Origin of the sequence: Streptomyces sp. NRRL S-495 (assembly GCF_000966955.1) — a bacterium.
GTDB classification, from domain to species: domain Bacteria; phylum Actinomycetota; class Actinomycetes; order Streptomycetales; family Streptomycetaceae; genus Kitasatospora; species Kitasatospora purpeofusca.
The window spans coordinates 1-11,177 of sequence record NZ_JZWY01000502.1 but is presented as its reverse complement, the minus strand read 5'-3'; the positions used below and the strand labels follow the sequence as shown (position 1 = coordinate 11,177).

Sequence of the window (11,177 nt, the reverse complement as noted above, 5' to 3'; positions counted from 1 at the left end):
GGCGGGTTCACCCCGGCGTGCGGCGGACGCGCCGCGACCCCGGTGCGGGCACCGGGGTCGCGGGGAGTTCGGGTCGGGCTGAGCCGGGTCGGGCGTGGCTGGTCGGGCGGATCGCCTGGGTTCAGAGCGCGGGGTAGAGGCGCTCCAGCACGGCGGCGACGCCGTCCTCGTCATTGCTCAGGGTGACCTCGTCGGCCACCGCGAGCAGCTCCCGGTGCGCGTTGGCCATCGCGACGCCGTGCCGGGCCCAGCCGAACATCGGTACGTCGTTGGGCATGTCGCCGAAGGCGATGGTGTCGGCCGCCGTCACCCCGAGCCGACGGGCGGCGACGGCCAGCCCGGTGGCCTTGGAGAGGCCGAGCGGCAGCAGTTCGACCACACCGGCACCGGCCATCACCACGCCGACCAGGTCGCCGGCCGCGTTGCGGGCGGCCTCGGCGAGGGCGTCGTCGCTGAGTTCGCGGTGCTGTATGTAGAGCTTGCTGATCGGGGAGGTGAGCAGTTCGGACGCCGGGACCTCGACCACCGGCAGCTCGGAGCCGATCTGCAGCCGGTAGCCGGGGCCGGCCAGGACGTCGCCCTCCAGGCCGTCCTGGTTGGCGGCGATCGCCAGCGGGCCGACCTCGGCCTCGATCTTCTCGATCGCGAGCGCGGCCACCCGGCGGTCCAGGGTGAGCGAGGTGAGCAGCTTGTGCGCGCCGGCGTCGTAGACCTGGGCGCCCTGGCCGCAGACCGCTATGCCCCGGTAGCCGATCTCGTCGAAGACCGGGCGGGCCCAGGTGGCCGAGCGGCCGGTGACGATGATGTGCAGCGCCCCGGCCGCGGTGGCGGTGGCCAGTGCGGCGCGGGTGCGTGCGGAGACGGTCTCGGAGCTGCTCAGCAGCGTGCCGTCGAGGTCGGTGGCGACCAGCTTGAAGGGCAGGCCGCCACCGTCCGAGGGGGAGACGGGGCTGGGGCTGGTGGTGCTCATGGGCCGTGCGTCTCCCGGGAGTTGCTTCTTCACTGCGGACCGGCGGGGCCGGTGCTACTTGACCGGCTCCAGCACGGTGCGGCCGCCGAGGTAGGGGCGGAGCGCCTCGGGGACGACGACCGAGCCGTCGGGCTGCTGGTGGTTCTCCAGGATCGCCACGATGGTGCGCGGAACGGCGACCAGGGTGCCGTTCAGCGTGGCCAGCGGGCGGACCTTGCCGTCCTCGCGCATCCGGATGGAGAGGCGGCGGGCCTGGTACTCGGTGGTGTTCGAGGTCGAGGTGACCTCGCGGTACTTGCCCTGGGTGGGGACCCAGGCCTCGATGTCGAACTTGCGCGCGGCCGAGGCGCCGAGGTCGCCGGAGGCGACGTCGATGACCCGGTAGGGGAGTTCGAGCGCGTTGAGGAAGTCCTTCTCCCACTGGAGCAGGCGGCGGTGCTCGTTCTCGGCGTCCTCGGGGGTGGTGAAGACGAACATCTCCACCTTCTCGAACTGGTGGACGCGGATGATGCCGCGGGTGTCCTTGCCGTAGGTGCCGGCCTCGCGGCGGAAGCAGGACGAGTAGCCGGCGTAGCGCAGCGGCAGCTTGTCGGCGTCGAGGATCTCGTCCATGTGGTACGCCGCGAGCGGGACCTCGCTGGTGCCGACGAGGTAGCGCTCGTCGTCCTCCAGGTAGTACACGTTCTCCGCGGCCTGGCCGAGGAAGCCGGTGCCGTCCATGGCGGCGGCGCGGACCAGGGCCGGGGTGATCATCGGCACGAAGCCGGCGGCGGTGGCCTGGGCGATCGCCATGTTGACCAGGGCGAGCTCCAGCAGCGCGCCGACGCCGGTCAGGTAGTAGGACCGGGCACCGGCGACCTTGGCGCCGCGCTCGGTGTCGATCGCGCCGAGCAGCTGGCCCAGCTCGACGTGGTCGCGGGGCTCGAAGCCCTCGGCGGCGAAGTCGCGCGGGGTGCCGATCTCCTCCAGCGTGACGAAGTCCTCCTCGCCGCCGACCGGGGCGGCCGGGTCGATGAGGTTCGCCAGCGAGCGGAGCAGGCGCTCGGCCTCGTCCTTGGCCTCGCCCTGCTCGGAGTCGGCGGCCTTGACCTCGACGGCCAGCTCCTTGGTGCGCTGGAGCAGGGCGGCCTTCTCGTCGCCCTGGGCCTTGGCGACGAGCTTGCCGAGCGACTTCTGCTCGGCGCGGAGTTCGTCGAAGCGCGTGCCCGAGGACCGGCGGCGTTCGTCGGCGGAGAGGAGGGCGTCGACCAGGTCGACGTCCTCGCCACGGACGCGCTGCGAGGCGCGCACTCGGTCAGGGTCCTCACGGAGCAGGCGAAGGTCAATCACGGGGCCCAGCCTACCGGGCGGAGGCCCGTCCACCGGTACCGGTTTTCCCCTGGGGATAACTCGCCCCAGCCTGTGGATAACTCTTGTGGGAAACGATCCGGGGGTCGGTTATCCACAGGCTCGGGGCCGGGGCTGTGGATCGTGGGGCGGGACCGGTGGGCTGCGGAACGAACCATGGAATTCGAGATTGAAACCTTATTTGACCTTCCCGGGTGAGGGAATTGAAGCACTCGGACGGGTGATTTGCCGACACCCGGGTGACTCTGGTCCGATTAGTCATCTCTGCGACGCAAACCGATGATCCGACCGATGTGCGCAGTGGCTATACCGGTTTGTCGACTCGTCCCCAAGCCTGTGGATAACTCGGGCCTGTGGACAGTGGATGCCCCTGTGGACAAGCCGGGGGCCGGGGCGGCCGCCCTGTGGACGACCGCCCGGCGCTGCAGAAAACGGTTCTAAAAGGACATGTGGACGGGGAATGTCCCCCGGATGTCCTCAGATGTCCTCGCGCCTGCTCTCGCGCCCGCCCTCGCGTCCGTCAGATGTCCCCGCGCCCGTCGAGGCAACGGGAGAGCCAGTCCGCGGCGGCGCCGAAATCCGCGTCCGAGGTGCCGGGCCGCTGGTGCCCGGACACCTGCCGGTCGGCGCGCGGATAGGAACCGAGGAAGCGCACCTGCGGGCAGATCCGCTTGAGGCCCATCAGCGCCTCGCCGACCCGGCGGTCGCTGAGGTGCCCCTCGCAGTCGATGAGGAAGCAGTAGTTGCCGAGCCCCTCCCCGGTCGGCCGGGACTCGATCCGCATCAGGTTGACCCCGCGCACCGCGAACTCCTGGAGCAGCTCCAGCAGCGCGCCCGGGTGGTCGTCCGGCAGCCAGGCCACCATCGAGGTCTTGTCCGCCCCGGTCGGCGAGGACACCCGCCCCGGGCGGCCCACCAGGACGAACCGGGTGGTCGCGCTCTGCACGTCCACGATGTCCTTGACCAGCGGGTCCAGCCCGTAGATCGGGGCCGCGAACTCGCCCGCGAACGCCCCGTCGTACCGGCCCTCGGCGACCAGCCGGGCGCCGTCGGCGTTCGAGGCGGCCGACTCCCAGTGCGCGTCCGGGAGGTTGGCGGCGAGCCAGCGGCGGACCTGGGCCTGCGCCACCGGGTGGCTGGTGACGGTCTTGACGTCCGCCAGCCCGGTGCCCGGCCGCACCAGCAGTGCGAAGGTGATCGGCAGCAGCACCTCGCGGTAGATCATCAGCGGGGCGCCGGAGGCGAGTTCGTCGTTGGTGGCCGTGACGGCGCCCTCGACCGAGTTCTCGATCGGCACGAACGCGCCCGAGGCCTCGCCGCCCCGCACCGCGTCCAGCACCAGCTGCACCGAGGACATCGGCACCAGCTCCCGGGTCGCCGCCTCCGGCAGGGTGCGCAGGGCCGCCTCGGTAAAGGTCCCCGCCGGCCCGAGGTACGTGTAGCGGGTGGCCGACATGACGCCTCCAAGGGGAACGGGACCGACGGGAGTTCGGCGGACCGCCGAAAGGAGCCACCTTAGTCACTCCCGGCGCCGCCCACGATCGCGTCCCGCTCCGTGGGCGGAGTCCGGACGACGGGTGGACGGCGGGCCTACGGGTCGGTCACTCGAACAGGGTCTGCCCGACGTACCCGTCCGGCGACGCCCCCGGCGGGACGGCGTACAGCCCGCTCGCCTCGTGCCGCAGGAAGCGGGACAGCCCGTCGCCCCGGGCCAGCTTGCGCTGCACCGGGGTGAACCCCTTGCGCGGGTCGGCCTGGAAGGCCAGGAAGAGCAGCCCGGCGTCCGGCGACCCGTCGGCCAGCAGCCCGTCGTGGTACGAGAACCCGCGCCGCAGCATGGCCGCCCCGCCGTTGGCGGCCGGCGCCGCGACCCGGATGTGCGCGTCCGCGGGCACGGCCAGCGACCCGTCCGCCGCCTGGGCGGCGAGGTCCACCGGCGTGCGCTCGCCCGCGTCGGCGGCCGCGCCGAGCGGTGCGCCGTCCGACTTGCGCCGTCCGATCACCCGCTCCTGGCGCTCCACCGGCAGCGCCTCCCAGTTGTCCAGCAGCATCCGGATCCGCCGGAACACCAGGAACGAGCCGCCCGCCAGCCAGGCCGGCTGCTCGCCCCCGGCGGCGACGAACACCTTGGCCGCGAAGCCGTCCTCGTCCGGCCGGGGGTTGTTGGTGCCGTCGACCTGGCCCATCAGATTGCGTCCGGTCATGGGGCCGGCGGTGGCGCCGGGCGTCCGGGCGAAGCCGGACATCTGCCAGCGCAGCGCCGCGGTGCCGGCCGCCTGGCGCTGGAGCACCCGCAGTGCGTGCACGGCGACCAGGGCGTCGTCGGCGCCGATCTGCACGAACAGGTCGCCGTCGCCGCGGGCCGGGTCCAGCGCGTCGGCCGGGAAGTCGGGCAGCGGCTCCAGTCCGGCCGGGCGGTGGTCGGCCAGCCCGGTTCGGTCGAACAGGGACGCGCCGAAACCGAAGGTGACGGTGAGCGAGCAGGGACCGGCGTCCAGGGCGATCTGGTTCTCGAACTCGTCGGCCGGCTCGCCCACCGCCATCCGGCCGGCGGTGCGCGACCAGCGCCGGAGCAGCGCCCGCACGCCGTCCCGGCCGACCCCGCCGGCCAGGTCGAAGGCGGCCAGCTGGACCCGGGCCTGCTGGGGTTCGAGGATCCCGGCCTGGTGCTCGCCGTGGAATCGCACCGCGGCGACCCCCAGCCGGGGGCCCGCCCCGGCCGCCGGCCGCGGCGGGCCCGGGTCGCGCCGCTCCACGGCCAGGGCCGTCGCGGCCCCGGCGCCGGCGCCGACCACCAGGCCGGCCCCGGCGGTTCCCAGCAGCGTCCGCCGGGTCAGGCCGGGGGCACGGCCGTCGGGGGCGGAGCCGTCGGTGCTGGTGCTGGTGCTGGTGCTGGTGCTGTCGCTGGTGCTGGTCTTCATGGGGATGGTCCGCCCTATCCGATCTTCAGCTGCTTGATCTCCGTGGTCTGGTCGATGTCGGAGGATCTGATCACCACCGACACCACCCAGTTCCCGGCGAGCGGCAGCTGCGCGGTCCCGGTCCAGCGCCCGGTGCCCTCGGCGGCGAGCGGCACGGTGAGCGGGCCGAGGTCGCGGTCCGGCAGGGTGAAGGCGAGCTCGACCTCGGGCACCTCGACGGGCGAGCCGTCCGCGCCGTCCAGCTTCAGGTGCACCTCGTTCGACCCGGTACCGGCCGGGTTGAGGGTGACGGTCGCGGTGCCCTTGGCGTTCGGCGTCCGGCCCTTGGTGTCGTACGGGAGCTTGAGCTCCACGGTCCGCCCGGGCACCGTCTGCGGGGCGGGCGCCCCACCGGTGGTCCCGCCGTTCGTGCCGCCGGTCGTCGTGGCGGCGCCGTTCGCCGCGGCGGCCGCGACCTCGCCCGCCACCCGTCCGGGCGGGGAGTTGGTGAGCAGGGTGGTGACCACCAGGACGGCCACCGCGACCGCCGCCTCGACCAGCACCGAGCGGCGCAGCCCGGCCCGGGTCGGGGTGAGCCCGCGGTCCCGGTCGGCGTTCGCCCGGGCCGCCCGCTGACGGGCCAGCTGGGCCTGCCGGACCGGGTCCTCGGTCTCCGCGCCAGGGCCGGAAGCAGGGCCGGAGGCAGTGTCGGAAGCGGTGTCGGAGGCGGCAACGGGAGCGTCGGCGGACGCGGCGACCGCGACCGGCTCCGGCACGACCTCGGCCGCCTCCTCCGGGGTGGCGCGCAGCCGGGCGAGCCAGCTGCGGGACATCCAGGCGACGCCGAGCATGGCGATCACACAGCCGGTCTTGACCAGCAGCAGCCGCCCGTAGTCGGTGCCCGTCAGCGCGCCCCAGCTGCCGAGGCCGCGCCAGGACTGGTAGACGCCGGTGCCGGCCAGCACCAGGACGGCGCCGAAGGCGATCTTCGAGAAGCGGTCCGCGACCTCCGCGCCGATCCCCTCGCGCAGCCCGACCAGCATCGCGGCCAGGCCGCCCAGCCAGAGCGCCATGGCGACCAGGTGGAGCATGCCGAGCGGCAGCGCCAGCCAGACCTGGATGCCCACCGAGGCGTGGTCCGCGCCGACCCAGGTCGCCGAGAGCGCGACGGCCAGCACCAGTCCGGCCACCCCGAGGCCCAGCCGGGCCTCGCGCTGCGGGCGTTCGGCGGCGCGCCGCTCCAGCTCCCGCAGCTCGGTCTCCTCCGGATCGCCGTCCGCCCCGGCCGTACCGGACCCGGTCGTACCGGACCCGGCTGTACCGGACCCGGCCGTACCGGACCCGGGCCTGCCGGACCCGGCCGCACCGTTCCCGCCGCTCGCGGCGGCCTTCGCGGTGCCGCCCTGCGGCAGCCCGAGCTGACCGACCAGCAGGGAGAGGAACACCCCGCTCGCCGCGAGCAGCAGCAGCCGGGCCGCCAGCGCGGTGCCGATCCGCTCGTCCAGCGTGGCCCGGACCAGCGACAGGTCGAAGGCCTTGCCGATCCCTGAGCCCCGCTCGTACGGTCCGCGCAGCATCAGCACCGCGACGGTGGACACCAGCAGGGCCACCCAACCGGTCATCAGCAGTCGCTGCACCGGGCGCCGGGACGCCCCGGCCGGCCAGCAGAGCAGCACGAAGCCGGCCGCGCCGGCGAGCAGCGCGAACGCCGCGTAGGCGACCGTCCGGCCGGTGCCGTAGAGCGCGGAGACCAGGCTGTCGGCCTCGGCGTTCTGCAGCGCGGTGGTGGAGACGGTGGTGGCCGAGGGCGCGCCGATCGAGAAGGTGAAGGCCCCGCCGATCGGGTGCGAGTCCTCCGAGACGGCCCGCCAGGCGACGGTGTAGGTGCCGTTGGCGAGCCCGGAGCCGAGCCCGACCCGGGCGGTGTTGTCCTTGCCGTCGGCGTGCGTGGGGCTGCCCGAGTCCACCGCCCGGCCGGTCGGGTCGAGCACCCGTACCGAGTCCGAGGAGAGCGAGACGGCCTCGCTGAAGGTCAGGGTGACGGCCTGCGGCGCGGTGGGCAGGACGGCGTTCTGCGCCGGGTCGGTGGACTGCAGGGCGGCGTGCGCGGCGGCCGGTCCGGCGCCGGCGAGCAGCAGCGCGAGGACCGCGCCGAGTACGCCGAGCAGCCCGGTGATCCGCCGTCCCAGCAGCCCCGGCGTCGTCGTCCGTACTGTCGTCGCCGCCCGCGTTGTCGCCGCCCGCGCCGTTGCCGGCCGTGCCTTCGGCGTCCGTCCCATCAGCATCCTGCGATCCCTTACTGCTGGCCGGGCCGGTAGGTGAGCTCCTTGACCGGCACCTTGACCGAGATGGTGCCGGTGCGGGTGAAGGTCAGGTCGAGTTCGAGTTCGTCACCCAGGACCGGGGCCTTCTGCCACCCCATGATCATCAGATGGGTGCCGCCCCGGGCGAGCTGCAGCGCGCCGTGCGCGGGGACGTCGAGTTTCTCGACCTGCTCCATGGTGCTGGCGGTGGAGCGGTGCATGGTGACCGAGGAGGCGCCGGGACTGGAGACCTTGACCAGCTCGTCGCCCTCGCCGCCCTCGTTGCGCACCGTCAGGTAGCCGGCCGCCATGCCACCGGCCGGCGGCATCGGGATGTAGGAGTCGGCGACGCTGAGTCGGGCCGCCCCTCCGCCGGCGGACGCGCCGCCGCCGTCCTGGCCACCGGCCCCGCAGGCCACCAGGAAGGCGCCGCCGCCCAGTGCCGTCGCCAGCACCGCCCCTGCCAGCGCCGTCCGGCGGAAGCCGAGGGCGCCCTTCATGCGGCGACCCCCCTGGCGAGCAGCGGCAGGTCGTGCTCGAAGGTCTTCACCTCGGTGCCGCTCAGGTAGAGCACGTGCGCCTTGTCGTCGGAGGGCAGGAAGGCCAGCACCTGGGCGCCGTGGGTGGAGGTGACGGTGCCGTCGGCGTTGGTCACCGGGTCCTCGATCAGGATGCCGAGCGCCTTGGCGGCCGCCTTCACCTTGGTCAGGTCCCCGGTCAGGCCTATGAAGTCGCTGCCCATCGAGTCCAGCCAGGCGCGCAGCACCTGCGGGGTGTCGCGCTGCGGGTCGGTGGAGACGAACACGACGTCGACCTTCTGCCGCTCCTCCGGGGAGAGCTTCTTCATCGCCACGCCGATGTCGCCCATGGTGGTCGGGCAGACGTCCGGGCAGCTGGTGTAGCCGAAGAACAGCAGGGTGGTCCGGCCGCCGGTCTTCTGCCGCAGGTCGTAGGGCTGGCCGGAGGTGTCGGTCAGCTGGAGGTCGGGCTTGTCGAAGTGCTTGCCGAGCACGGTGCCCTCGTAGGGCGAGTCGGACTTCTGCTGGACGACCTTGGCGGGGCCGGCGGCGTCGGAGCCGGAGGAGCCGCAGGCCGTCAGCGCGAGCGCGGCGGCCAGCGCGACGGCGGTGGCCCCGGCCAGGCGGGCGGCGCGGGGGGTACGGGCGGAGCGGGGCATGGGAGGGTCCGATCGTGTGCGGTGGATCACCGGCGGGGCCGCGCCCGGGAGGCGGGCGCGGCTGCGACGGGTGCCGGACGCGGCCCCGCCGGTGCTGGGGTCAGGAGGCCGAGCCGCTGTTCCGGCGGCGCAGGCCGAGGACACCGACGGCGGTGCCGATCACACCGACCACGATGCCGACCACGCCGAGCACCCGGGCGGTGGAGTCGCTCGCCTTGTCGTCCGGGGCGGCGTCGTTCTTGGCCGCGTCGCCGTGCCCGGTGCCGTGGCCGTCGGCGGTGGCCGCCGGGGTGGCGGAGGCGGTCGCGGAGGCGGTCGCGCCGTGGCCGTCGGCCGAGGTGGCCTTGGTCAGCTTCAGCACCGGGGCGGGCTTGGCCGGCTCCGGCTGGCCGGCCTTGGCCTCGTCGATCCAGCGGACGACATCGCCGTTGTCGTAGGTCTGCAGGGCCTTGAAGACCAGCGCGTCGGCGTCGGTCGGCAGCGGGCCGAGCGAGACCCGGAACTCCTGGAACTGGCCGGGGGCGACCTTCACGCCGGCGTCGGCGGTCCAGGTGATCTTGGAGACGGCCTCGTTGACGTCGTTGCCGTGGACCTTGATCGGCTTGTCCAGCTTGGCCTTCTCGACGGTGGAGGTCCAGCCCGGCAGCGGCTGGGTGCGGACCGAGGCCAGCGGGTGGTCCAGCGGCAGGTTGACCTCCAGCTTCACGGTGCCGGCGGCGTCGTTCTCGTTCGGGACCCGGAAGTCGACGGCGGTGTAGCCGCCCTGCTCGGCGCTGCCCGGGTTCACGGTGACGTGGGCGAAGGCGGGACCGGCGAGGGCCACCACCGAGGCGGCGGCGGCGAGGGCGACGGCGGCGGTACGACGGGCGGGAAGGGAACGCATGGGGTTCGTGTCTCCGTTCGGAGGCTCGGCAGGCCCGCTCCCGGGCACGGAGAGGTCCGTGCCTCGGCGGGGCCGCGCGGCGGGGGAAGAGGTGGGGGAGGCCGCAGGACCGCACGGATCGGGCGGGTACGGCACGGCGCCGCGTACTCCCGACCGCCGCCGGACCGCTACCGGCGGGGGGACACCGGGGACACGGAGGGGCGGGTCAGTACGCGAGGGCCCCGAACGGCGGCCCGCGCCGCACCACGCTGTGCCGCAGCACGGCACCGGCCGGCAGCGGGTCGTCCCCGCCGCGGCCACCGGCCCGGCGGACCGGCCCGCCGGGCAGACCGAGCAGGCCGCGCAGCAGCACCGCGGCCAGCGCGCACGCCGTCCGCAGCGGCTCCGCCGCCCGGGTCCGCGCGGCCGAGGCGGTGATCCGCACCAGCCGCCAGAGCGCCGCCTCGCCGCGCCGCAGCCACCAGCCGGCCAGCAGCGCCGCGCCGAGGTGGGCCGCCAGCATCGCCGGCGTCATCCCGAGCACGCCGCCCTGCCACCAGGGCGCGGCCGCGTACGCCTGCGGGTCCAGACCCGCGCCGGCCACCACCTGCTCGGCGGTCGGACTCCCGGGCAGACCGATCAGGGTGCCCGGGCGGGACTCGTTGCAGACCAGCCGGCTGGCCACCTGCGGCAGCGTCAGCGGGCCGGAGCCCAGCGGGCCGCCGTGGTGGTGCGCGCCGGAGAGCCCGGACGCCCCGTGGCCGCCGTAGGAGTGGAAGAGGAGGTGCAACCCGAACTGGCCCGCGCCCAGCGCCCCGGCGATCGCGCCGAGCGAGCGCTCCCGCCCGCCGAGGGCGGTGGCGAGCACCAGCACGGCGGCGAACCCGGCCGCGAGCGTGGGCAGGGCGACCTCGCCGCCGGCCGCGAACGCGTGCCCGGCGGCCGCGATCAGCGTGCACACCAGGGCGAACGGAACCGCCCGGGCAAGCCGCAGGTCCCAGGCGGCGGCCCCCACCGGCGCGTCCGGTACGGGGGCGCCCGGGTGCGGGGCGGCGGCTGGGGCATTCATGGCCGGGACATCATCTCATCGCCCACACCCACCGGATCGGCAGGGTGGGAAATCCCTACGAATGCCCCGTTCGGCCCCGCGCACGGCCCCCGGTGTGCGCTGCTCGGCACATGCCCGTCCCCCCGTCCATCCGCCGAACGGGCGGTAGCGGGCCCTCGGCACGGTTCACCTCCGCACCACCCGGAGATACCTCGTTATATGTGGAGCCGCAGCCAGGAGGGACCTCCCGTGGACATCTGGTGGACTCTGCACCTCAAGCGCGACCCGGCCAGCGTGCCGCTCGCGCGCCGCATACTGCTCGGCGCGATGGCGACCGCGGGCGTCGATCCGCAGATCGCCCACGATCTCGGCGTCGCCCTCAGCGAGGCCTGCGCCAACGCGGTCGAGCACGGTGCCTGCGGTCGGCCCGACGACGGCTACCAGGTCACCGCGTCGATCAGCGGCGACCTGCTGCGGATCGAGGTGACCGACTCCGGTCCCGGCCTGCCCGGTCCCGGCCTGCCCGGTCCCGACCGCCCGGCCCGCCGTCCGGCCCCCGCCGCCGCCCCC

The 11,177-nt window shown here is 74.5% G+C and carries 10 protein-coding genes; 1 reads left to right on the top strand and 9 read right to left on the bottom strand.

Annotated elements, in window-relative coordinates:
* Positions 1 to 121: 121 nt before the first annotated feature.
* The 9 genes from VR45_RS24945 to VR45_RS24905 form a co-directional block, all read right to left on the bottom strand.
* Positions 122 to 970, bottom strand: coding sequence for an HAD family hydrolase (locus VR45_RS24945; protein ID WP_045942068.1), 849 nt, complete (start codon positions 968 to 970; stop codon positions 122 to 124).
* 54 nt (positions 971 to 1,024) lie between these two features.
* A complete protein-coding gene (gene serS, locus VR45_RS24940; protein ID WP_045942067.1) occupies positions 1,025 to 2,299 on the bottom strand; it encodes a serine--tRNA ligase in 1,275 nt (424 codons plus the stop codon).
* Between the two features lie 538 nt (positions 2,300 to 2,837).
* A complete protein-coding gene (gene pheA / locus VR45_RS24935) occupies positions 2,838 to 3,773 on the bottom strand; it encodes a prephenate dehydratase (RefSeq protein ID WP_045942066.1) in 936 nt (311 codons plus the stop codon).
* 145 nt (positions 3,774 to 3,918) lie between these two features.
* Complete coding sequence (efeB, locus tag VR45_RS24930; protein WP_078896804.1) at positions 3,919 to 5,238, bottom strand: iron uptake transporter deferrochelatase/peroxidase subunit; 1,320 nt, start codon at positions 5,236 to 5,238, stop codon at positions 3,919 to 3,921.
* A 14-nt stretch (positions 5,239 to 5,252) separates the two neighbouring features.
* Complete coding sequence (locus VR45_RS24925) at positions 5,253 to 7,502, bottom strand: FixH family protein (RefSeq protein WP_234326124.1); 2,250 nt, start codon at positions 7,500 to 7,502, stop codon at positions 5,253 to 5,255.
* 11 nt (positions 7,503 to 7,513) lie between these two features.
* Positions 7,514 to 8,020: a copper chaperone PCu(A)C gene (locus VR45_RS24920; protein ID WP_045942065.1), complete on the bottom strand. Its 507-nt coding sequence runs from the start codon at positions 8,018 to 8,020 to the stop codon at positions 7,514 to 7,516.
* Entirely contained in the window at positions 8,017 to 8,697 is a 681-nt protein-coding gene (locus tag VR45_RS24915) for an SCO family protein (RefSeq protein ID WP_045942064.1), read from the bottom strand. The genes VR45_RS24920 and VR45_RS24915 overlap by 4 nt, the downstream gene beginning before the upstream one ends.
* Positions 8,698 to 8,797: 100 nt before the next feature.
* On the bottom strand, positions 8,798 to 9,580 hold the full coding sequence (locus tag VR45_RS24910) for a YcnI family protein (RefSeq protein ID WP_045942063.1): 783 nt from the start codon (positions 9,578 to 9,580) through the stop codon (positions 8,798 to 8,800).
* A 205-nt stretch (positions 9,581 to 9,785) separates the two neighbouring features.
* Complete coding sequence (locus tag VR45_RS24905) at positions 9,786 to 10,628, bottom strand: hypothetical protein (protein ID WP_234326122.1); 843 nt, start codon at positions 10,626 to 10,628, stop codon at positions 9,786 to 9,788.
* 228 nt (positions 10,629 to 10,856) lie between these two features.
* On the opposite strand from VR45_RS24905, the gene VR45_RS24900 reads away from it, so the two are divergent.
* Positions 10,857 to 11,177, top strand: a 321-nt coding sequence (locus tag VR45_RS24900) for an ATP-binding protein (RefSeq protein WP_045942069.1), incomplete at its 3' end; no start/stop codon positions are given.

Excerpts from the sequence above, each read along its gene's own strand:
- VR45_RS24910 (WP_045942063.1), bottom strand. The coding sequence starts at position 9,580 with ATGCGTTCCCTTCCCGCCCGTCGTACCGCCGCCGTCGCCCTCGCCGCC.
- VR45_RS24945 (WP_045942068.1), bottom strand. The coding sequence starts at position 970 with ATGAGCACCACCAGCCCCAGCCCCGTCTCCCCCTCGGACGGTGGCGGC.
- VR45_RS24920 (WP_045942065.1), bottom strand. The coding sequence starts at position 8,020 with ATGAAGGGCGCCCTCGGCTTCCGCCGGACGGCGCTGGCAGGGGCGGTG.
- VR45_RS24915 (WP_045942064.1), bottom strand. The coding sequence starts at position 8,697 with ATGCCCCGCTCCGCCCGTACCCCCCGCGCCGCCCGCCTGGCCGGGGCC.
- VR45_RS24905 (WP_234326122.1), bottom strand. The coding sequence starts at position 10,628 with ATGAATGCCCCAGCCGCCGCCCCGCACCCGGGCGCCCCCGTACCGGAC.
- pheA (WP_045942066.1), bottom strand. The coding sequence starts at position 3,773 with ATGTCGGCCACCCGCTACACGTACCTCGGGCCGGCGGGGACCTTTACC.
- VR45_RS24925 (WP_234326124.1), bottom strand. The coding sequence starts at position 7,502 with ATGCTGATGGGACGGACGCCGAAGGCACGGCCGGCAACGGCGCGGGCG.
- efeB (WP_078896804.1), bottom strand. The coding sequence starts at position 5,238 with ATGAAGACCAGCACCAGCGACAGCACCAGCACCAGCACCAGCACCAGC.